We start from the raw sequence: 22,089 nt of genomic DNA on the forward strand, positions 1-22,089 counted from the left end.
AGAACCAGAACCGCTATCGCAAGATCCACCAGATGCGACTTAGTGCGGCATCGTCGTCACTGTTCTGACGTAAACGCTTTGCAGCTTCGGTGACATTCTCAGGAACACGGCGTCCGCCGGAAAGATAGACGAGATGCTGCACCTGCTGATCGAAATCATCGATTGATTGAATCCAAGAAACCGGCAGCGATGCATCTTCACCAGGAAAATCGACGCTGATCTTATCTTCGCGACTAAGCTTGGGCTTGTTGGCATTTGCGACTTCGCGAGATGTCGGACTCACCAAAACGGGTTGAGCCAGCAAGGTCCCATCATCGACTAACCTGCCACCGACACGTCGCATCGCGACTTCGATCCGATCATGTCGCGATGATGCAGGGGCATCTACCGCTGCGGCAAACGCGGTGACAAGCTCCAACGCTTGACTGCGATCTTTATCACTGGTTGTCAGCAACGCATCACCACGAAGCTGCTGTGGAACACTGCGTGTTGACATCGGAGACGAAACGATCAGCGACAACGTCCGTGCCAAATCAAAGTTGCTCTCTTGTAGGTCGCGAGCCAACTGTTGATGCAGACGGTTCAAATGATCGTCTACCGGTGGAGCCAGCGCATCGACAGGAGAAGGCTGTAGAGGACGCCCATGGACCAGTTTCCAAAGCGAATCAACGATGCTTGCGGCGAGCTGCTGACTCCCTTTAAGCGTTTCGCTCCAAGCATGGAAATCATCCATCGGCTTCTTGCCTGCGAGGTGCTCGCTAACTTTCGGGACGGCAAGACGTTGGCGTCCGTCTAGCAATTCGAAGAAGGTCGGAACGGGTTTTCCAACTGACTGGACAGACCAATGGTCATTGTCACGATGTACAAAACTTCGAATCATCGCAACGAAGGACCAGTAATCATCCTGTGTTCCGCTACGACCGATCATCGAGTCATGGCAACGAACACATCGAAGATCCGCATTCATCGAAATGCCGGCCAAACGGCGAGCGATACCTTCGGTTCCGTCGCGTCCGATCACTTGATACCACTGACCTGAATGCTGACTTTCGCCGGAAATCAAACCGACCAATGTCACATCCATCGGGACTTGTCCCGAAACCCCTTCGGTCAACTCATCGAGCAGAGGTTGATTTTGTTCGTTGTCGATCGCACCCAGATTCCAATCAGCCGATAGTGCCAACCAACGCTTCGCAATTTCGCGTGCATGGTTTGACTTAGCAAATTCATCACGCAATCGCTGCGGGTCCGCCATTGCGTCCGTTGGCAATTGAATGCCGAGGCGCTGCTGCAAACGCGCAGCCAGCTCAGCATCCGACGCCCGCGGTGTCGGCTGAACTCCGACTGACTTCCAATACTCTCTGGCGATCGATTCGGTCGTCGTTGCCATAAGCTCGATATGCCCGACCACGACACGATCACTAGGCAATGCAGTTGTATTCAGGTCGCTTGTATCGGTGTCACCAGTGGCAAGGCTGTTTGCGTCTGAGATCAAATCGCTATCGGTCAAATTTGACTCTGGCAGATCCAGCCGAATTCCCGGGTTAACTCCCGGCCGAGGCTCGATCGGTTGCCGATCATCAACATCGTAATCGGCCAGCATCGGTATCTCTGGCGACGAATCTGTCACGTTCGGCGATGGCGAGCCAACGAGCGAACTGACTTCGGCATCCTTTGGTGCGATCGCTTTGTTAGTGAATGGCCCCAGATAAATCACACCAAGAATACTAGCGGCGAACGCTGCAACAGCCGACAGCGTTTTCACCAGCCCGTATCGATACGACGGTTGATGATTTCTCGCTGGGACGACAGCCGAATCGTTCAGTCGAGCAAGGATCGATTCTGATAGATCTGGAGGCGTGGTACGCTTGTTTGGATCAAGCGCAATGAACTCTTTTAACAGTACATCGACGACAGGGTCGCTATCGTCGATCGCCTTGGCGTCGTCTGAACTGGAAGGCTGCTGGCTATGGACCGGCGGAGGCAGCGGTTGTCCATCAACCCCCAATCGCCGACGTCCGCTGCCAGGATTGGGCAACGGCAACATAGAAACGCGATCACTATCGGACGAATCTTCAGTTGCGTTTTCAACATCCCGACTGACGACGTCATCGCTAGAGAGCTTCGCTAAGATAGCGTCGGAAAGATCGGGTGGTTGCAAGCGTCGCTTCGCATCACCCGAGATGAATTCCATCAACAATGCGTCGATCACTGGATCGGCATCATCGTGAGAGTTCAGTTTAGGTTGATCCGAAGTCGACATTACTCTTCCAACAATTGCAATTTTTCTTCAACACAGTTTCGCAGCTGTTGTTTAGCCCGCTGCATCAAGTTGCGTGCACCGTGGTCGGTTATCCCCAGAGCTTCACCGATTTCGACCCGGCTCGCACTGGAATCAAAACGCATTCGCAAAGCAATTTGTGCTCGCTCAGTTAAACGCTCAAAACATTCTTGCAGTGCTTCGACTGCGGAGTCACCCGAAAGGTCCTTGCCGGCCCAACGATCCCAAGTTTCGTCTAGTAATTCCGGTTCGGCGATCGTTTGCATTCGCCCTAACTTTCGGTGCCGTGACACCAACAAGTTGTACGCGGTGCGACGAAGATAACCCGCCGTCGCCCCGTCATTATGTTGAACGAAGTCATCTCGCCGAAGCACCCGAAGAAACGTCTCCTGCGTCAGATCGTCCGCTGTCGACTCGTCGCAACCGAGCATTCGCAAGTATCGCCAGACGCCTCGTTGGTGCCGACGCACAAGCTCACCGGCTTGCAACTGCTCCCCCGCCTGCATCTGACTGCCCTGCAACTGATTTCCTTCCTTGAACGGTGCTGCCTGGGCATCTGACTGGGAGTCTGCCGACGAACCTTCGGCGCATCGCCCATCTTGATCCGATGGTGATCGCTGTGGTTCGTTTGACTGAGACATCGAAATAAGGTTCGGCTCAGTCGAGGTCGGCGCAGGATCGCCTAAGCTGACTTCATCCACCGAGCATTAAGCCACGAGTTCGCTGATAACTTTTCCTCCGTTGGCGATTTTCATGGGACGACGATTCTTGCTCATGAACGTGGTATCCAAAGAGATACCGAGCCCCTTGCAAACCGTCGCCATCAGGTCCTCGCTGCGGAACGGTTCTGATTCTACCTCAGTTCCGTCGCTGCTGGTTTCACCAACAGCCAATCCGCCTTTAATTCCTGCACCACCGACAACGCAAGACCAAGCCCGAGCCCAGTGATCACGACCAGCGTTTTGGTTGATCCGTGGAGTCCGGCCGAACTCGCCCATCCAAATGATAGCGGTGTCCTGCAGCAATCCTCGTTGCTCCAAATCTTCCACCAGGGCGCTCATCGCGCGATCCAGCTGAGGCAACTTGTTCGTCGACAAAGTCTGGTGGGTATTGTTATGCAGGTCCCAGCCACCAAGGTCGACCTCGACGAACGGCACACCTGCTTCGACAAGTCGTCGCGCCAGCAAACAGCCTTGGCCAAAACCGTCGTTGCCATAACGCTCTTTCGTCTTCTCGTCTTCCTTTTCGACGCGGAACGCTTCCATTTGGCTGCTTGTCAGCAAGTCAAACGTCTTTTTCAGGACCTTGCCATGCTCGGTTGCCGGCGTGTCGTTGGTTCGGTTGGCAAAACCGGCTTCGATCTCCTGAAGGGCAGCCATCCGCCGACGCAAACGGCTGTCTTCTAGGTTCATGTTCAGATTGCGAATCCGACCATTGCTTGTAACCGCAAAGGGTGACCACGCCATCCCCAGAAAACCTGGACCACTGCTTGCACCACCGATGGTAACAAACGGAGGGATTTCGAGTTGCGGACGCTGAGCGATCAATTCATGCGCGACAACGGATCCATAACCTGGGTGCTCGATATTCGGGTTCGGCACAAATCCGGTGTGCATGTAATAGCGACCACGATTGTGATCGGCTTCTCGCGTCGACATGCTACGGACAACCGACAGATTGTGCATCTGCTTTGCCACCATCGGCATATGCTCGCAAATCTGCAAGTCGCCACTGGTCGAAATCTGGCGGAACGGTCCACCGGTCGGTGCACCGGGCTTCAAATCCCAAATATCGATCGTTGGTGGTCCGCCGCCCATCCACAACATGATTGCTGACTTATGACTCTTCCTCATCTCATCAGCGTTCGCCTGAATCGCACTTCCCAGCGTCATTGCAGCTGAGAACGCGGCAGAGCTGCCAGCCATGTGGTTCATGAAGTGGCGGCGAGTCATGCCGTTGGGAGTTTTCCAGTTCGATATCATCGCTGAATGCCTATCCAAAGAAGAGTGATTGTCTGTACTAAATAAACGCCGGATTCACGCATTCGAACCCAGGCATTTTGTTGGCCGCAGGACGCGGACGGGGCTGTTTACCCCCACCCCAATAACGAAACGCTGAACCACAACGTTACCCCCACAGATGCAATTCTGGTGCGTCTGTCGGATATCCGCAAACGCCCCAGACATTCCCCATCCGCCTTGCCACATCGGGACAAGGCGACGATTCACAGCCTTTTTAGTGCTGCATGATGAACTCGTTGCTATTAAGCACAGCCCACCAAATGTCTTGCATCATCTCGGATTCGTTTCCGCCATTGGCACGGTAAAGATCCCCTGCAAGCTTGGTTTCCCGCTTCGTCGGACGACGCGCTAAACCGGCTAGGTAGAGCCGCGTGAGACGATCCGAGGTGTTTTTACCACTGCCAGCCAAATCGGCGAGAAAACTTCCCGGCGAGGTGCTTGTCGCATTCTTGGTCAAGTCGCCATTGAAAAGCATCAAGGCCTGGGGGATCGATCCATCAAACGTCGTTGCCTCGTCGCCTTCGTCGGTGCCGAACGTGACAACAAACTGGCGCATCCATTCACGGCGTTTCTGTTCTTGCTGCTCGTAGGTCCCCTGAGCGTTGCCCCCGGACAATGTAACCAGCGATTGATACAACTGTTCGGCGCTGATTTGGCGAAGATAGAAACGCGAGAACTTTGGTGTTTCGCCAACGGACGGGTCATCGATCGTATTATTGCTATCCAGCTCAGCGGCCAACCCATAAGGCTTGCTAAGCGTAATCCAAGTCATCAGTTCCTTAAGGTTGTAGCTGGCTTTGCGAAACTCGGCGGCCAATTCCTCAAGCAATTCTGGATGCGAAGGATTCGTGTGAGGCCCCATGTCATCGATGGGACGAGTAAAGCCGTGCCCGAAGAACAATGACCAGTATCGGTTAATTGCCATCAAGTCCAAAGCTTGGCTGTTGAGCATCAACTGCCCAAGCTCTTCACGCCGGTTGACTTCATCGACATAGCCACTGCGGCCGATCTCGGTTCCGTCGGTAAACACGGGGTATGCGACACGGGTCAAGCCGTTTCGCATTTCATAGAAAACCAATGCATCTCGGGGATCGCCGGCTTCACCCGCGAAGTCTTCGCTGACCAGTTCGGCAAATTCGATATCACGTGTGCCATCGACGAATCGACGCAGTGCGCGTGATTGGCGGAAGAACGAATTGAACTCCCAGAATTTCTGTTGTTTCCAATCGTTGAAGGGGTGGTTGTGGCACTGCGTGCACTGAACCTGCTGACCGAGGAAGATTCGCGAAACACTGCTGGCCGCCAGCACAGCCTTTTCATCATTGACTTTATCAACCAGAAAGTTCACCGCGCCATTGAAGCCAGGCGTCCCGGGCTTTGTCGACCCTTCTGCCGTTACCAGCTCGTAAACCATTCGATCGTATGGCTTGTTCGCAGCGAAGCTATCACGCAGGTACTTCATCATCCCGTCGCGGCTGGTCAGATCGCGTCGATCCATCCCGCCACCTCGACCGATCAACAGATTCGTCCAGACGGTCGCCCAGTGGTTCGAATACTCCTCGGTGTAGCGGTCATCGTAAAGCAACCGCTCTACCAAGTTTTTGCGACGTTCGGATTTCCGATCCGCCATAAAGGCCTGCATCTCTTCCAGGCTGGGAATTCGGCCGATCAGGTCCAAGTGCACGCGGCGGCACCAAATCAATTCATCGGCCTGCTTGGCCGGGGAGATTTCGTAGTCGGTCCACCCTTGCTCGACGTAGTAATTGATTTTGTCCACAGGGTTTTGCCCCTGAGCCGGCGCGGCAGTCTCCAGCGTCGCTTCAGGCTCAGCTTGTGCAACACCGCTGATTCCCATGAGTGCGACCACGGCCAAGACAAACGCCTTGCGTCGATTATTAAAGCGGTTCAGTGCCATCGAGTCGTTTCCGAAATTGCCAGAGATGAGACGCGAGATTGACGCCCATGAAAGTCGGCGTCCAATAATCCCTATGTGTTCGAACGGAGATTGAGGCGATTGGTACCTGACCGAATGCCTGGATTGTCTATCAATCTTATCGCCCCAGAGAGGTGCTCGCCCGTGAAACTGCGCCAATCTATCCAACTTGCACGATGCGTCTCCCGCAGCGTGTGAAAGACGCGATTTTAACGACCGCCCACATTAGTGAACCGGGGGCAGTCACACCGCCCCGCCGGCGGACTCCACGCTCCCAAACAGACGGCCTGCCGACACGACAATCCACCCCTCAAGGACACCCCAGAACAGCCCAGAACAGCCCAGCAGACTAAAGACAGACGTTGCTGGCTCAGTGACCAAACGTGTCTTCACGTTGTCCGACGCTACCAGGATTCCGTTTCACATCGAAGGAGTTCTGGAAATGGTTCGATCGAACACCGCACCCCCATCCGCTGCCAAACCTGGCTGGTTCATTGTTCGCCCAGTCGGCATTCACCCAGCCTGCACTCGCCCAGTCGGCTGTGCAGACTCGCCATTGCACCATGCAACGAAAGCCCGACCTGCTGATATTCCTGGTGACATTCAAAATCCGTCAACCATTCCCCCTGACGGTCTACGAAACGAAGACGCCAACGTATTTCAGTATCTTCAAATCGCAACGGGCCAATGGGGTTCGGCGGATTCGGCGACTTGGTTCCCTACCGAATCGTCCGCCCTATTCTACTTGGAAGACTTTCAACATCGAAATTCTGAACCATTGAGCGTTCGATTTCGCTGCACAAATCGGTTGCAAACCGAGTTGCGATCCGCCCAATTTTCATCCCGCCGCTCCGCCGAAGCGAAGTTCGTGGGGAACACCCCCAGACGCCCTGAAAAGCCCTTAACAGGGTCAACGCAGCCAGTTTTTGGTTAATTTTGCCGCGAAATGAACGTTTTTGCGCCATTCTGAACTTGCCCCGCATCAATAATTAACCGTTTCTTAACGCACCGTCATTTTCGGCACCGATCGTGCAGAACCGACGGCCCGTACGCATCTGTGTAGTTCGCTACAGACATTAGAATTGATGGATCTCTGGTTTGCAATCGCGTTTATCGCCGCAGTTTCCGGCTTGGCATTTCTCGCCGGCAGGAAGCTCTCGCTGAACGTCTACAGCAACCGACCTCTGCTATTGGCCGAGTGCATCCTCTTTCTTTTGATTTTCGCGTTCGGAACTGCCAACAGGCTGACCTGGGCGAGTGCCTTTTCGACACCCGCAGTGATGGGCTGGTCGAACTGGCTACCGATCTTCCTCGCGTTCACTGCCGGACTCGCTCTTCACGCCGAAGGCTTGCGAGTGAGTTGGCGACGCGCTACATCGGTTGCCATGCTGTTTCTATCTGTCGGCTTTCTGACTCAGCCGGTTCTTCGCGCAAACTTTTACCCCGTCACGCTCGATGCTCAGGCAACCTGGCAGGACAACGTTTGTTTGCAAAGTAGCGAATCGAGTTGTGGACCGGCGGCGGCGGCAACTTTGCTGCACCACCATTCGCTGCTTCCAAGTGCGACTCAGCGGCTGGGTTGGTCGGGACAATCGCCCGAGGCCATGCTTGCCAAAGTTTGTTTGACGAGCCGTCAAGGCACATCTTCGCTCGGTCTTGTACGCGGACTGAGACTTGCAATCGATGGTGGACATCACTCGGTCCAAGTCGCTAGCCAAAATCCGACCGCATGGGAACACCGCGGCCAACTTCCGAACCTGTCCGTTATCTGTTTCCGTGGTGGCAATCACGACGATACCGTTCGTCGGTTGCTCGGTACCGATGGCGAAGCGCATGCGGTCGTCGTCTACGGTCGTGCATCACACGGACGCTGGAAAGTTGGCGATCCCGCTGTCGGAATTCGCTACTTCAGCGATGAAGAGTTTCGCCAAGTGTTCACTGGTGAAGCCATCTATCTTGTTGATCATGCGGACTGAAACCGATTCCGTCACGGGATCGCCTGCTCGTCTGCAGCAATGCCAAGTGGCTTTCGTCAACGACTGATCGCTTGGTGTACGCCGTGTTGCTGGTGACTTCGCAGGTTGCAAATTGTCAAGATTGACCTACCGCGTATGCGGGGGAAGTGGTAACGTATTGACAAGCGCGTCGCATACCGGCGGGCGGGTCCGAACACAGCCAGATGTGATAAGAATATCATCCTGTGCAATGCCCCGATCGCCGGCGTGTGACATGACCTGAACCCTTTTCGGGCTGGTTGACGTTTTCTTTTCAAAGATCACATCGCTCGGTCACAAATCGGTTCTGTTGTGTCAATCTTTTCGTTGAAGTCTTGCCATCGTTGACTTCGCACCGTCGATTCTTTCTGCGGTAGCAATCAAGCATGGCAACTAGGTCGACGACAACGTTCGACGCGTGTGAATAGAGCCCTAGTTCGTTTCCACGTCTCTTCGCATAACGTTGTCTGCTTCCGAATCTGATGCCCCAAATCCGGCAAGTTCGTCGTCGGACGTTCCATCTCTTCCATCGCAAGAAGATGATTCCAACGAACGATTCGATCGTGTCGAGGATACACCGTCTACTGATGCGCGTTCATCTGATGCACTGCCCGCAGATGCGTCGATGACCGATGCGCCCGAAGTCCGCTTGGTTTCATCACCACGCAACCAAGAGGGTGAACTTGATCACGCCGACAAAATTACTCGCTGCCAAGAACTGATTGACTATCAGTTCAAAGATGTCGAACTGCTTCGCAACGCACTGACACATGCGTCAGGCGCTTCACACCGGTTAGCCAGCAACGAGCGGCTCGAGTTCCTTGGCGATGCAGTCCTCGGCTTTGTCGTGTGCTCATGGCTATACGACGAATACCCCGAATACAACGAAGGCGATTTGACCAAGATCAAATCAGCTGTTGTCAGTCGTCGGACCTGTGGAAAGGTCGCATGCCACATCGGTTTAGACGAATGCCTAATCGTTGGCCGTGGCGTGACCCGAAATCGCAGCTACCCGAGGTCATTGGTCAGTGACGTCTTCGAATCGATTGTCGCGGCACTTTACATTGACGGTGGTCATGAAGTGGTCCGCGAACGACTGATCCGTTGGCTTCGGCGCGAAGTCGAATCGGCGGTCCAAAGCCAAGGTGCGACGAACTACAAGTCGACTTTGCAACAGCGTGCCCAACGCGATATTGCTTGCACCCCTCAATATCGACTCAAGCGAGAAATGGGACCGGATCACCGTAAGTCATTCTTGATTAGCGCGGTGATCGATGGCAGTGAGTTTACCGCCGCATGGGGAAGCAACAAGAAAGAAGCAGAACAAAAGGCTGCTGCGAACGCGCTCGCCGAAATGAACGGCGAACCTGTTCCCTATCCTTTGACGGATGACTTCAGCGTGGGCGACTTGGGCCCCGGCGAGCATCCCTGAATCGCTATTCGCCTTTCAGCCTATCCGCCAACGCCAAGAACTCCGCAGGCAGCTTCTTGGGCTTGCCTTCCGGATCGACACACGCGATCACTGAGTCGCCTTCGGCTAGCAACATCTCGCCACGAAGGACACGGTAGCGATGTCGAATTCGCACCTTTCGCAACTCAGTCGTGGTGACCTCGACTTGCAATAGGTCATCGAAATCGGCCGGCGCGAAATAACGCACGTTCATTTCGGTGACCACCAACATCCGCCCGGAATCTTCGATCTGCTTGTACGGCATCCCTCCGGCACGCAACATCTCGACTCGCGCGTCTTCGAAATAATTCAAGTAGTTGGAATGGTGCACCCGACGTTGCCCATCGGTTTGGTGGTACCCAACGCGAAGTTCGTGAACGTAGTGCAAAAGTGCGTCACTCATTAATCAGCCTATTGATCATCTAACAGTCTTGGGATGCAGCAATGTAGTCTCCACCGGACAGTTGATGCCACGGGTTGCACCGATGGGGAGTTCGGCACGGCGGAGCGTGCCGGGTACTCTGTTGATAGTCCCCATCACAGTCCCTGTGATGATGGGCATGGTTTCCGTGCGGTAGGTATTGAGCCGGAGTTCGGCACGGCGGAGCAGGCCGGGTAGATTGCCCTTTCTGCTGACGAGTTTGTGTGGAAATCAGCGGCTCTAGATGCATTGTGCGGATGTTGGGTTCACCGCGAAGGCTACAATATGCCGCTTCCCCCTTTGCCTTTCCTGCCTTTGAGACGATTCAAGATGAAGCGAAGCATTCTGTTTTCCTGCGTACTGATGTTACTCGCCCTGCCATCAGCAAAGGCTGTCGAACCGGTTCGCATGGGCAGCGGCGACATGACATTTGAAACGGTTCCGGGCTGGGGACTGCGGCCTGACGGAAACTCTCCGCTGGGATCAACGCACGGCGGAGTCGTGATCGATAAGAAAGGCAACATCTACACCAGTGCCAATGCTGGTGTTTTCGTATTCTCACCCGATGGCAAAGTCATTCACACCTATTTAGGCGATGACTACACCAGCTTGCATGACATCGAAATCCGTGAAGAAGATGGCGAGGAATACATCTACGGTGCTCGCAACAACAACGCGGAAGGGATCAAGTTTCGAGTCCGAGGCGGGGATGTCGTCTTACGGCTACCGTTCCCTGAAGAGTCAGGCTTGCAACTGAAACGCTTCAGCCCTACTGCCATCACCGTCGCAGGTAACGGCGACATCTATCTTTCCGATGGCTACGCCAGTAACTACATCTTCGTCTTTGATAAAAACGGCAAATACCTACGTCACTTCGGAAAGAAGGGCAACGGGATGAAAGAGTTCAACACCGCCCACGGGATGACGTTAGACACTCGCTACGAACCGAACCGCCTGCTGATTTGTGACCGGAACCACGAACCCAAAGGTCGCTTGCTACACTACGATCTTGAAGGCAACTTTATCGAAGAAGTCATTACCGGTCTTGGGATGCCGACGTCGGTTGCGATTTCAGGCGATTTCGTCTCCGTTCCGGATTTGCACGGTCGCTTGGTAGTCCTGGATAAAACCAACACGATCATTGCGGTCTTGGGAAACAATCCCGATCGCGCCAAAGGCCGTAATTTCAACGTGCCACAATCCGAATGGGTCGAAGGGATCTTCAGCGGGACGCATGGATCTTACTGGGACGAATCTGGCAACCTATACGTTCAAGACTGGAACGTTTCGGGACGCCTGATGAAGCTGGTTCGGGTAGATTTGCAGCCGAATTGACCAGACCGAAGCTAAACACGTAAACTTTTCGGTTTTCAGTTTTTGGGTAACCGACGCGGCAACGAAATCACGTCCGCCGGATCGGCGCTGCCCAGACAACCGCGGAGTGCCGAAAAGACGAGGCCGACATGGAATCAGATCAGGGAAGCGGTGGTTCAGGAACCAAATTCGAAACGATGCGTGGACGGAACTTTCCGGCTCTGCGTCAGTTCACCATTTTTTTGGAAAACCGCGTCGGCCAATTATTGGAAGTCGTCCGGCGATTCGAAGGCACCGGAATTCGCATTTGTGCGCTTTCGATAAACGATGCGGCTGAGTGCGCTTTCGTTCGCTTCCTCGTGAGCGATGCCGACCGAGGACGAGAGATCCTCGAACGGAGTGGACTGGCACTGATCGAAACCGATCTTATCGGTGTTCAGTTGCCAGAAGGACCACAGCCGTTGCTGCGAGTCTGCACGGCGCTGCTGCAAGCGGAGCTAAACATCATCCAGACCTACCCCTTGATCATCCGACCCTACGGGAAACCCGCGGTCGCGATCATGGTGGAAAACATCGAGGTCGCGATGGAGACGCTTAACGAGAAAGGCTTTACGATCATCACCGAGGGCGATCTAGACGACAACCCATCGGTGGATCAGTAACGGCTCTCTGGCGACAACAGCGGGGAACACTGCTGAAGGAGAGCGGTTTTCGAGCTACGAGTTTCTAGACCGCGCGGGATTCAATCGCGTGGCGGCTTGACGTCCTTTGTCGCAGCCGAACTTGTTTGCGAAGCCCGACGATTCTCTCGTTGGATCGCGTCGTAAACTTCTTGGCGGTGCACTGGGATGGATTGCGGTGCTTCGATACCCAAGCGGACTTTGTCGCCACGGATATCGACGATCGTGACAACAACGTCGTCGCCAATCATGATGCTTTCATCGCGGTGTCGGGATAGGACCAGCATGTTGGCCTCGACATCATTGAATACAAGAGGTACGGAATTAGCAATTTACGGGCATGCGGATTTCCTGGTATCAGAATCGACATCATGTCGCACTAAACACCTTCCACATTGGATTAGGAGAGTGACCGGCACTTACAGCGGCCCTTCGCCAGGGGAGTTCATCGTCGTAAGTGACTCACAATTTGATATCGTTTGCCAGAAGTCGGCAGATACCGGTCGTGACGATCACTCCCTCCAGCCCGGTTGATTCGAAGTTCGCGCTTCCACGGGTGAACCAACCCTCAATCGCTCCGAACAGACGTTGCAAGCGTTGCAGACGGCATCGTTCAAGGCACCGATCGATGCAGCCAACGCCCTGACGGCCAACCGCAGAGAAGCACACCCAACGCGGTTTCTTCGGGCTCAACACAACTGCGGTACGCTTGGTGACAAAGAAATATTCGCCACGATGACGGTCAAAGACGCCTTGATTCGCAGCTCAGGTCGCCTTCGTCCCGGTCCGCAACGGCCCAGCAAGAATGTGCCCCCAGCATGAATCGGGGCACAACCGATCGAGTCGCGAAGTGAAACTCACAACGCGTTTCCGTTGACTCGATGGTACGACAGCGAACGTTCTTTGGAAGCTGAATCGAAAGAGATCGAATCTGTGATGCCGCTGTCTCGAAACAACCGCTATGCGGCTGATTTCTTTGCTTGGGCAAACAATCCGACTGCGGACTTCTTGAAAGCCGGCACCGGATCACCTTGAGCCACGATCTGCGCTTCGACTCGCTTTGGTGCCACCTTGGTGGACGTCAAGTCGCGTACAACTTTCGTTGCGCCAGCCAACGTTGTCACGGGCTGCTGCAACGGATAATCGTTGTCCGTGATGATTTGGCTACCGAGTCGGCGGCTAAGGTTAAGCACGATTGGCGAACGGAGGTTCGTCGTCAGCTTTCCAGAATGTCCGGAGATCGTTGTCAAAACGTAAGTTTCCGTTCCAGGCTTCAGGTGCAAACTGGTCAGTTCACGACGTGAAACTTGGATCCGATAATCAGGAAAAAACGCTCGAGGACTGATCAAGGGAAGTGCCCGATCACCGCGTGATGCGCTCTGCAGCCAAGCGACAGACTCGTTTTCGAGATCAGGCAATAACGCCCAGTCTCGCAACGATTCCATGCCAATCAGGCCGGCGGGAAACAGGAACAACTGATCTTGATCTAACGAGATCGTTCCGAATCGTTGTGTTTCAATTCGCATCACGTAAGCTCGGACGCTTCAGAAGACTTTGGATAGGTTTACAATATCGTTATCGGCGGACGAATTGCACGAATCGACAAAATCGGAAAAGAACAACCAAATCTAGAGCGACTGCATGATTCTGATAGGAACGATGAATCTGACAAGGACGCGTGAAACCGGGCAGTTCCACTGCCCAACCTGCCGCTCTAACCAAGATTACCGCCTACGCTCGCGGCGTCCTTTTTTGACTCTGTACTTCATCCCCGTCGTGCCCATCGGCGGAGCCGAACAGTTCGTTGTTTGCCGAGGGTGCAAGGAAAAATGGGACCCTTCGGTGCTTCAAACAGATGCCAAGGAGCAAGCTGACTATTCCCTTGCCCAGTTTCACGAAGAGGCCCTTCGTAGCGCGATTCTTGTCGTGCTGCACGATGGCTATATCACCGAGCCGGAAATTGACTCTTTGATCTACATCTCCAACCAACTGCTGCAGCGCCCCGTTGATCGTGAAGAATTGGGCGAACTCTGCTCGATCGCTTCGCAAAATCGAGTGCTGGCACGCAACTACGTCACAACCGTTTCCAGGCGATGGTCAGACGACCAGAAAAAGACCTGCGTCCAGGCGATGTTCCTTGCCGCGACGTCCGAAGGCGCTCTCGATGACGACCGGGCAAAGCTACTCGCCGACATGAAGGGAATCTTGAAGATGTCAGAAGCTGACTACCAGTCCGCCGTTAGTGAGGCTTTGCAATGGGAATAAGCCGGATGAAATCACTGAAGCCAATCTTCACACTGCTTTTGGTCTTGCCGACATTCGGCTGCACAAAACAACGCACCGACCTGGACTATTCCTACAACGTCGCACAAGTCATCTCGATGGACGAGCAATCCATCGGAGACATCGTCCAGTTCGAAAATGTTTTCTGGGAAGCCGATGACTCGACATCACTTCGAAAGATGATTACCGAAGATGGCATCGCACGAGGCCGTAAGGTGTTGGAAATAGGTACCGGAACCGGGCTGATCGCAATTACCTGCGCGGCACACGGTGCCAAAGAAATCCTTGCGACCGACATCAACCCGGCGGCTGTCGCGAACGCGCGCTATAACGCCGCGATGCTTCAACTCGATGACGACCTCGAGGTCCGGCAAGTCGACGCGAAAGATCCCGGTGCGTTCGCAGTCCTGAAACCTGGGGAGCAATTCGACCTCATTGTGTCCAATCCCCCATGGGAAGACGGGACGGTCAACAAACCACTCGACTATGCATTCTATGACCCAGGATTCGCACTGATGGATTCCATCTTAGATGGATTGCCAAGCCGCCTATCCCCCGGCGGAAGATGCCTGCTTGCCTATGGACATGTCCCTGCAATCGAACGCTTGCTGAGCGAGTCCGAACTACGGGGATTTCAAGTGAATGTGCTAGATGACCGAAAGTTAGATGATCTCCCCGAAAACTTCCTTCCGGGGATGCTGATTGAGCTGAGATTGGGGCGTGATCAGATCCCCAAGGTCGGCGCAAGTCAAGACGAGTAGCCCACAGATCGTGGAACAGTTTTCCCATCGACAAAAATGCTTGCGACCGAGACTTTTCCCCTATTACCATGAAGGAAGTTGGCAAATGGAAAACAGATTGTTGCCGGCGTGAATGATTGATGAATTTCAATCCTGAGGTGAAGTTGCTTCGCTCTCAGTCTTTTCTGCAAACCAATGATGCGAGTCGGAATCGCCTATGATCCACTACACTTGTGATCGCTGCAAACGCACGATCGATTCGGAAACGGAACTACGGTACGTTGTCGAAATCGAGATCCGTGCCGCCAGCTGCACCGATGCCAATGCATCCTTTCATGACGTCTCCGATGACGATGACGTTGACCACCTCGCAGAACTGCACGATCAACTGCAACGGGAATTCAATCCCGAACACGACGCCGTCCTCGACAGTTGCGAAGACGATGACTGCATCGACACGACCGAGCAATACGACCTCTGCCAACAGTGTCATGATGCATTTGCAAGCAATCCACTCGGACGCGATATGCCGGTCGGACTTGGGTTCAGCAACAACTGACCCGACGGCACAGCTAAACCATCCGCGACACGTCGACCACGCGTCCGGAATGAATCGTTCGCTTACAAGCTAAACAGCGAATCAAATACCTGACCTTACCGCGTTACGACGCGATCGGAATCAACCGGTTTCGCGTCGTTGTTCTGCCGGTAAAATCTGCAGTGTTCCGCCCCGCGAACTCCTTCGCAACTCGATACCCGCATCGACGCTCCTTCCCGATTGATGCGAATTCGGGCACATCTTCAGAAGACTGAAGTATCTGTTTGGGCTATTCAATTCAACCAAGTTCCCGCTCCCTATGTTCCCACTCCGCTGCTCAGTCCGTGGTTGTGAACAACCGCTCCACTCCAGCCCACCTTGCCTTCGTTGCCCATCGGGGCACTCATTCGATATCGCACGTGAAGGCTATTTCAACCTGACTCAGCCACAAGACCGACGCAGCAAGAACCCCGGCGACAGCGACGACGCGGTCCTCGCCAGGCAGCGTTGGGTTGACCGAGGACACATGCAAGGCTTTATCGATGAACTAGCAAACCTGCTGCAACAAGCCGACCTAGGATCAGATCAAGCGACCACGATCGACCTCGGGTGTGGGGAAGGCAGCTTCGGCAAAGCCTTATTCTCAGAGACACCTCAACAATTCTGCGGTATCGATCTTTCCAAACGCGCAATTCGACTTGCGTCTCGAAATTGGCCGCAAGCCAACTGGACTCTTGCCAATGCTGATCGCACACTGCCGATCATCGACCAATCTGTCCAACGCGTCATGTCACTTTTCGGGCGACGGCCGATTTCGGAAATCGATCGAGTCTTAGATGCCGAAGGAATCTGTGTCGTCGCAGTCCCCGGCGAAGAAGACTTGATTGAACTGCGCGAACAGACGCAATTGACCGGCGAACGCCGCAGTCGCTGGGAAGCGATCGCTGACGAATTTCACAACGCGAACTTGAACTTGGCAGAACATCGACGTTGGACGCACCGCGTCGAACTGGACCGATCGGAAATCACAGATGCGTTGGCGATGACTTACCGCGCCGTTCGCCATTCACAGCAGGCGCGGCTGCAAGACGTTGACGCGATGCATGTGACACTTCAAGCAGACATCCTGCTTCTGCGGCGATAAAGATCCGCCCTCGCGCGTTAAAAAACCCTCTCACATTCGCAAGAGGGTTCAAATCGATATGCCTTTCAACAACCGCAACAGCGACAACTGAGCCGCTTACTATCCACTGACGACCATCACCCATGTTGCGAGTGCGTTAGCCAATGGACAGCGCTTGATTGGCTTTTGCCTAGTAGTCCAACGAAGCGGTTTCTTTGGACGCGCGAGTTCCCAAAGCTCCCCACAATCCGTATGGGCTTTGTCGAGTCTTCGTGCCACCGGTGGGCCAGTTGGGCGAATTGGCGGACAGGTCACCGGCGTCAATAGATTCGGTGATGAATGTTACCGCACCGTCACCCATCAGTACGTGCGCACCACCAGTGTGACGCGAACCGACAGTAAACATCCCGTCAGAACCGTCGCCAGACCATGCACAGCTGACACGGTTTGGTGGCATGATGGTCGTAATACTGGTCATCACAGGACGACCGTCTGTCCAACGCATCCCCTTGTTCTGCGAAACCGACCAGTTGTTGACGTTGGTTCCCGTCAGGTGAAAGTTTGGCTCTTCGGGATCGATCGTGTCTTCGCAATCGATAGGCGTAATAAAGAACGAAGCATTCTGCCCACGATTGACCACGGTACCGCGAACTTCCAATTCGTTATTGTCGACAACGATTTCGCCACAAGCAATCGTGTTGCTCAAACCATCAAGCATGTCGCGAAACTTGGTGACACGACGTGTTTCAAAGAAGCCACGGTTGTGACACGGCCGACGTGCCGGTGCACACCAAGTCAGTTCTTCACCACGTTCGCCACGACAAGAGTGGTTGTTACTTGCAACACCGTCGCCAAGGCTAGCAGCGTAGTTCGTGAAGCCTTCGAAGTTTGCCGGAGGCTGTGTCGGATCGCTTGGGCACCGATAAGTACTGATCTGCGTGACCCACGGAGTGTACGAGCGGTCCCATGGCACAGGGCCCATCGCCGCAAAAGGCGGATTGCGTGGGGTACCGTTGTGGTTCAGCGCACGAGGATTGGAGATCATGTCCCACAATCCTTGCTGTTCAATAAACGGCGTCAACGGAACCAAGAAAGCCAACAAGTGACGGTTCCCATTGTTGGCATTCGAAGAACCAGAGACATACGTGCCGCCACTTTGAACTGGCAACTGCTTGTATGCCGAATGGTAATTGTGCAGCCCCAAACCGATCTGTTTGAAGTTGTTGCTGCAGCTCATTCGACGGGCCGCTTCACGTGCAGCCTGGACGGCGGGCAACAGTAGCCCGACCAAAATTCCGATGATGGCGATGACCACCAGCAACTCAACCAAGGTGAAACCCTGGCGATCGCGTGAGGTTTTCATAGAGAATACCCGCTAAAAGAATGGATGAGTCCGTGTCGTAAGCGGAGCACAAGGCGGAAATTCGACACAAAGGCAATAGATAATTTTACTTTCGCGAATCTTTCGATTTGCCCCGACACCCAGAGTTTGGACATTCACGCCCCCTACAGCAATGGAATATTGCGCAGAAAGTTTGCAATATTTCTAAAAACCGTTGCTGTACCGCCCCACTGGGTAGCGTCGGAATTCTGCCAATCGGACGCCTTTTGTTTCCGAACAACATGTCCTCGGAAGACCGTTGTCCGATCTGTTCCGATATGCTTCGAAAGAGACGAAGCTTGCTAGAGAGATAAGTTCTTCTTGAACTTTTAGAGATACCTAGTTTGATCGCGAGCTTCAGTCGATCATCGCAAGAGAGTCAGGGCGCTAACGCACGATCGCGGTTAACGCCGCTGCAAGTAGAGCATCATCTAGATAACTTCTTCCTTGAAGCGTACGAACCCGAAGGCTTACTGGCTCTGCATGTCAGAAGCGTTCTGTTCTGCCATCGATTCCATTTGCTCTTCCGTTTGAACGACACTGTCGTCAACACCAGTCGAAGTCGCTTTGGGCTCGCTTCCACAACCAGAAAATGCCGCCACGGTCAAAGCAACAAAGCCCAAGCAGATAAAACGTTTCATGTGATTTCCTGTCAAGGTAAAGGAAGGTTAGGCGAGTCAATCTAGAGCTACACCTGCGAAAATCAAGACCCGGTTAAGATCGCATCCCCCGCAGTTCGCGACAACTAGGGCACCGCTACCAGAGATCGGTTTCATCTTTGTCATTCGAAAATGAGAGACAAACCTTGCCTGAATTGCCCAATCATTCTCGCGAAAACATGACTCCGTCGCCTTGAACGCAGACATAGCTGCCGCCGGGCATCAACCCCGAATATTCTTCGGTCTGACCATCAGGCCACTTCACGGTAGCGGCCCACGCACCTTTACCAGACTTAGCATCCGGAACACCGCAAACGAACCTCAAGCGTGATTCGTTGCTGCACTGATATCCATCGCCAGCGACTCGAAACTTGGTGACCGACATTCCATCCTGGCGAAGCGTGACCACCGCACCAACCGCGTCTCGATGACAGCGAGTCCCGATCAATTCAAGCTCAATCGTCGGATAAACTTGTTCTGAATGGTTCACCAAAAGCGAAACAGGTTCAAACAGATTGGCTGCCACGAGATCAAGTTTGCGGTCACGATTCACATCGACTGTCAGCAGCGCTCGCCCAAGTCGCTTCTCGGCGAAGGCATTCCCTGCTTGATCAGCCGCAACCATGCGAAATCGATCATCGCCGGATCGCCGGAACAATTGCATCGGCATCCGATAGCTTTGCCCCGAATGTGTGAAATCGTCAACGTGCCCGTTGGCTACGACAAGTTCACTTTGACCATCACAGTCGGCATCGATCCACTGCGTGCCGTAGCCCAACGTCTGCATCGTCGGTTCCGCTAAGCCCAGCGATTCCGTTTGATCCGACCAGACTCCGCTGTGAACCTGCATGTACGCCGTGTTGTAGTCGTCGCTGAAGTGGGTGACGTAGAAATCGATATCTCCGTCGCCATCGGCATCATCGGCGGCGATCCCCATCGAAGCCTGCGATAAACTTCTCGCATTGAATGCCAATCCACGAGCGGCAGCCTGTTCGGTCAATTGAAACAGTTCGGGCTGGTTAGTCTCCAATGTCGAAGACGTCTCAGAAGAAGCCGCAGACCAAAAGTGGTTCGCGGTCATATCGTTGGCCACATAAACATCCACCCCCGCAACACCATCAAGCTGCCCGATCACTAGCCCTAGGCCACGGCCGGGTTCGGTCTCGGAAAGCCACTGGTCGGTTCGATCACTAAAACCGCCGGATGCTTTCCCGGCAAAAACGCGATCAAATTGTGCCGGAAAGACGAGCGGACCACAGGACCGATGTTCTTTCAGTTCATCGGGAAAACACTTTCGCGTAACCACGTCGTCACCGCTGACATATTGCACCGCAAACAGGTCGGCTAGACCGTCAATGTTCAAATCCGCGATCCCAACGGAAGTTGTCCATTCTCCGTTTCCGGCTACGTTCCAGTTGGTTGTCACATCCCTGAAAGTCCCATCACCTTGATTGATCAGCAAACGGTTGTCTCCGAACGCTCCGAGGTACAAGTCACTGAAACCGTCACTGTTAACATCTCCGACCGCAATGCCTTGTGCGTAGCATTGGTCGATGCAATTGGCCGGACCAGTCGTTTCGGAAAACTCCCCATCAAGATTTCGGTAAAGGCGATTGCTCGACGAATCGTTTTGCAATGGCTGCCCATCGCTGTTGGTGAAATACAGATCGCTCCAACCATCCAGGTCATAGTCAATCACGCCTGCGCCGCCGGCACCTGACTGATAAATCCAAAGTCCGGATTCGCCGTTCGCCGCAGCCGCAATCTGACACACATGATCCAATTTTCGCTGCGAAGCTTCGTCTTCAAATCGAATCACAGCCAAGGCGTTTTGTTCGGAGGGGTCACTGGCAGTGCGACGAATGTCCCAGTCAGGTGATGGCAGACTTGATACATCAACCGCACTTGCGACCAGGCGTTCGGGTAACTGCCATGGAGTTTGCGTGTTAAGTGTTTTCCGGATCTCGGTAAAAACTGTTTTGGCCTGATCATCCTGATCCTGCGTCATCAATACAGCAAGGCGAGCCCAATGTGCCGCTTCCCACAATCGTCCAAGTTTCTGCATCGATTTTGCAATCTTTGTCGCTGCCCGCTGCGAATGCCTGCGCCAATACAACAATGAATCGATGTCATCTCGCATGGCTGTCACCAAAGCGGCGCGTTGTGCGACTTTTCTCGCCTCGTCAGCCTTGCCGATTTGTGAAAGCGAGCCAGCCAAACGGCTTAGCGCTTCACCATTATTTTCATCAATACGAACCGCGTTCCAATAAGCATGCGCCGCCTGCTCCGCTTGCTTCTGATGTTCGGACCAACGCCCCGCGGCGATCCAGTACTGCGGTTGCTGCCGAACCTCCGCGGTGACAGTTGGCAACCATGCACGGATTCGCTGCTGCGAGCCATTGTCCTTGATGGATGATTCGATAAGTGCGCGAGCATAGTAGGCTGATGCTGGTGCGAACTCGGGATGCTGTTCCCAAACGGCTTGCAAGTCTCCGACAACCTCACTCCATCGATTGTCGTAGCAAGCTTTTCGTGCCAGTGCATAACGCGGACGCTGGTCATCGGGGTGATGCTCGATCGCATAGTTGCAGATGGCATCATCCGTTTGCGGCCGAGAAAGATCCGACAGAATAAGCAACTCGTCCACACCGGCTTGATTGCGTTGAACTAAGAAACGTAGGTGCTTTGCCGCTTCCCGCTCCAGTCCCATTGACGCTTGCAGCCCGGCAAGATCCCGACGTGTCGTGGCACTATTGGGATCGATGTCCACCATTTGCTTCAAAGCATCGATTGCCTGAAAAGGCTGCCCCAACTGCATCCATTGCCGACCAATTTTGTCGAGCACGTCAATGGATGGCTCATCGAGTTGCTCATTGGCGGCGACGTATCGATCGATTGCGACAGTCGGTTGTTGCAGGGCAACGGCGATGTCTCCGGCAAGCTGCAGTGCTTCGGCATCATCGGGGTACCGAACCAAGACGTTTCGAATCAACTCCTCGGCTTGATCAAATCGGCCGGCACGGGCGGTGGAAGTCACCTGTTGAAGCGACTCGCGAAGTGATGTTTCCGACATCCCACTGGATGCCTGATCGAGGGACGATTCGTCTCCGCTAATAGCCGTTATTGAATCTTTTTTTTCCGGTTCACCTGTATCACAACCAGGAAGTTGGATCACAAGCAAAACAAAGATGACAACGATCAACTGATGTGGGCGGGCTGGACGAATGAGTTGCATTGCTGAATTGCAGCGCTGATGTTTTCAGCGAGTTTC

General features: G+C 53.9%; 17 protein-coding genes and 1 pseudogene. 8 read left to right on the forward strand and 10 right to left on the reverse strand.

All coding sequences use genetic code 11. From position 1 onward, the window contains the following. Positions 1–13 precede the first annotated feature (13 nt). The 4 genes from LOC67_RS26490 to LOC67_RS26505 all read right to left on the reverse strand — a co-directional run bounded on the left by LOC67_RS26490 (position 14) and on the right by LOC67_RS26505 (position 6,217). Entirely contained in the window at positions 14–2,263 is a 2,250-nt protein-coding gene (locus tag LOC67_RS26490) for a hypothetical protein (RefSeq protein ID WP_230265869.1), read from the reverse strand. Next, entirely contained in the window at positions 2,263–2,922 is a 660-nt protein-coding gene (locus LOC67_RS26495) for an RNA polymerase sigma factor (protein ID WP_230265870.1), read from the reverse strand. The genes LOC67_RS26490 and LOC67_RS26495 overlap by 1 nt, the downstream gene beginning before the upstream one ends. Positions 2,923–2,988: 66 nt before the next feature. Further along, positions 2,989–4,263 carry a DUF1501 domain-containing protein gene (locus LOC67_RS26500; RefSeq protein ID WP_230265871.1) on the reverse strand — a complete coding sequence of 425 codons (1,275 nt, stop codon included), beginning with the start codon at positions 4,261–4,263 and terminating at the stop codon, positions 2,989–2,991. A gap of 253 nt (positions 4,264–4,516) precedes the next feature. Next, a complete protein-coding gene (locus LOC67_RS26505) occupies positions 4,517–6,217 on the reverse strand; it encodes a DUF1549 domain-containing protein (RefSeq protein WP_230265872.1) in 1,701 nt (566 codons plus the stop codon). A gap of 1,103 nt (positions 6,218–7,320) precedes the next feature. On the opposite strand from LOC67_RS26505, the gene LOC67_RS26510 reads away from it, so the two are divergent. Together LOC67_RS26510 and rnc are read left to right on the forward strand one after the other, a co-directional pair. Then, positions 7,321–8,211, forward strand: coding sequence for a peptidase C39 (locus LOC67_RS26510; protein WP_230265873.1), 891 nt, complete (start codon positions 7,321–7,323; stop codon positions 8,209–8,211). A gap of 481 nt (positions 8,212–8,692) precedes the next feature. Beyond that, positions 8,693–9,661, forward strand: a complete 969-nt coding sequence (gene rnc, locus LOC67_RS26515) for a ribonuclease III (RefSeq protein ID WP_315861090.1) — start codon at positions 8,693–8,695, stop codon at positions 9,659–9,661. Between the two features lie 4 nt (positions 9,662–9,665). On the opposite strand, the gene LOC67_RS26520 is transcribed toward rnc, so the two are convergent. Further along, entirely contained in the window at positions 9,666–10,082 is a 417-nt protein-coding gene (locus LOC67_RS26520) for an acyl-CoA thioesterase (RefSeq protein ID WP_230265874.1), read from the reverse strand. Between the two features lie 348 nt (positions 10,083–10,430). Here LOC67_RS26520 and LOC67_RS26525 point away from each other — a divergent pair, with 348 nt between their 5' ends. Then, entirely contained in the window at positions 10,431–11,435 is a 1,005-nt protein-coding gene (locus LOC67_RS26525) for a 6-bladed beta-propeller (RefSeq protein ID WP_230265875.1), read from the forward strand. 128 nt (positions 11,436–11,563) lie between these two features. Beyond that, entirely contained in the window at positions 11,564–12,076 is a 513-nt protein-coding gene (locus LOC67_RS26530; protein ID WP_230265876.1) for an acetolactate synthase, read from the forward strand. An 80-nt stretch (positions 12,077–12,156) separates the two neighbouring features. Here the strand turns inward: LOC67_RS26530 and csrA are convergent, their stop codons facing one another. Further along, positions 12,157–12,381, reverse strand: a complete 225-nt coding sequence (gene csrA, locus LOC67_RS26535; RefSeq protein ID WP_149496284.1) for a carbon storage regulator CsrA — start codon at positions 12,379–12,381, stop codon at positions 12,157–12,159. An 822-nt stretch (positions 12,382–13,203) separates the two neighbouring features. Next, positions 13,204–13,620 (reverse strand): annotated as a pseudogene (fliW, locus tag LOC67_RS26540) (flagellar assembly protein FliW); the annotation flags it as partial. Between the two features lie 133 nt (positions 13,621–13,753). Here fliW and LOC67_RS26545 point away from each other — a divergent pair. The 4 genes from LOC67_RS26545 to LOC67_RS26560 all read left to right on the forward strand — a co-directional run bounded on the left by LOC67_RS26545 (position 13,754) and on the right by LOC67_RS26560 (position 16,799). Then, a complete protein-coding gene (locus tag LOC67_RS26545) occupies positions 13,754–14,359 on the forward strand; it encodes a zinc-ribbon domain-containing protein (protein WP_230265877.1) in 606 nt (201 codons plus the stop codon). A gap of 5 nt (positions 14,360–14,364) precedes the next feature. Beyond that, entirely contained in the window at positions 14,365–15,138 is a 774-nt protein-coding gene (locus LOC67_RS26550) for a methyltransferase (protein WP_230265878.1), read from the forward strand. Between the two features lie 196 nt (positions 15,139–15,334). Continuing rightward, positions 15,335–15,676, forward strand: a complete 342-nt coding sequence (locus tag LOC67_RS26555; RefSeq protein WP_230265879.1) for a hypothetical protein — start codon at positions 15,335–15,337, stop codon at positions 15,674–15,676. A gap of 298 nt (positions 15,677–15,974) precedes the next feature. Beyond that, complete coding sequence (locus LOC67_RS26560; protein WP_230265880.1) at positions 15,975–16,799, forward strand: putative RNA methyltransferase; 825 nt, start codon at positions 15,975–15,977, stop codon at positions 16,797–16,799. Positions 16,800–16,968: 169 nt separating this feature from the next. Here LOC67_RS26560 and LOC67_RS26565 read toward each other — a convergent pair whose 3' ends face one another. From LOC67_RS26565 to LOC67_RS26575, 3 genes are all read right to left on the reverse strand, one after another. Beyond that, positions 16,969–18,141 carry a DUF1559 domain-containing protein gene (locus LOC67_RS26565; RefSeq protein ID WP_230265881.1) on the reverse strand — a complete coding sequence of 391 codons (1,173 nt, stop codon included), beginning with the start codon at positions 18,139–18,141 and terminating at the stop codon, positions 16,969–16,971. 488 nt (positions 18,142–18,629) lie between these two features. After that, on the reverse strand, positions 18,630–18,800 hold the full coding sequence (locus LOC67_RS26570; protein WP_230265882.1) for a hypothetical protein: 171 nt from the start codon (positions 18,798–18,800) through the stop codon (positions 18,630–18,632). A gap of 181 nt (positions 18,801–18,981) precedes the next feature. Then, positions 18,982–22,053: an FG-GAP-like repeat-containing protein gene (locus tag LOC67_RS26575; protein ID WP_230265883.1), complete on the reverse strand. Its 3,072-nt coding sequence runs from the start codon at positions 22,051–22,053 to the stop codon at positions 18,982–18,984. Between the last annotated feature and the right edge of the window lie 36 nt (positions 22,054–22,089).

Source organism: Stieleria sp. JC731 (assembly GCF_020966635.1).
GTDB lineage: Bacteria > Planctomycetota > Planctomycetia > Pirellulales > Pirellulaceae > Stieleria.

Coding starts and splice junctions, on each gene's coding strand:
- LOC67_RS26560 (WP_230265880.1), top strand. CDS start 15,975: ATGTTCCCACTCCGCTGCTCAGTCCGTGGTTGTGAACAACCGCTCCAC.
- csrA (WP_149496284.1), bottom strand. CDS start 12,381: ATGCTGGTCCTATCCCGACACCGCGATGAAAGCATCATGATTGGCGAC.
- LOC67_RS26500 (WP_230265871.1), bottom strand. CDS start 4,263: ATGATATCGAACTGGAAAACTCCCAACGGCATGACTCGCCGCCACTTC.
- LOC67_RS26490 (WP_230265869.1), bottom strand. CDS start 2,263: ATGTCGACTTCGGATCAACCTAAACTGAACTCTCACGATGATGCCGAT.
- LOC67_RS26545 (WP_230265877.1), top strand. CDS start 13,754: ATGAATCTGACAAGGACGCGTGAAACCGGGCAGTTCCACTGCCCAACC.
- LOC67_RS26555 (WP_230265879.1), top strand. CDS start 15,335: ATGATCCACTACACTTGTGATCGCTGCAAACGCACGATCGATTCGGAA.
- LOC67_RS26530 (WP_230265876.1), top strand. CDS start 11,564: ATGGAATCAGATCAGGGAAGCGGTGGTTCAGGAACCAAATTCGAAACG.
- LOC67_RS26570 (WP_230265882.1), bottom strand. CDS start 18,800: ATGAAACGTTTTATCTGCTTGGGCTTTGTTGCTTTGACCGTGGCGGCA.
- LOC67_RS26505 (WP_230265872.1), bottom strand. CDS start 6,217: ATGGCACTGAACCGCTTTAATAATCGACGCAAGGCGTTTGTCTTGGCC.
- LOC67_RS26565 (WP_230265881.1), bottom strand. CDS start 18,141: ATGAAAACCTCACGCGATCGCCAGGGTTTCACCTTGGTTGAGTTGCTG.
- LOC67_RS26525 (WP_230265875.1), top strand. CDS start 10,431: ATGAAGCGAAGCATTCTGTTTTCCTGCGTACTGATGTTACTCGCCCTG.
- LOC67_RS26575 (WP_230265883.1), bottom strand. CDS start 22,053: ATGCAACTCATTCGTCCAGCCCGCCCACATCAGTTGATCGTTGTCATC.
- LOC67_RS26520 (WP_230265874.1), bottom strand. CDS start 10,082: ATGAGTGACGCACTTTTGCACTACGTTCACGAACTTCGCGTTGGGTAC.
- LOC67_RS26495 (WP_230265870.1), bottom strand. CDS start 2,922: ATGTCTCAGTCAAACGAACCACAGCGATCACCATCGGATCAAGATGGG.
- LOC67_RS26550 (WP_230265878.1), top strand. CDS start 14,365: ATGAAATCACTGAAGCCAATCTTCACACTGCTTTTGGTCTTGCCGACA.
- LOC67_RS26510 (WP_230265873.1), top strand. CDS start 7,321: ATGGATCTCTGGTTTGCAATCGCGTTTATCGCCGCAGTTTCCGGCTTG.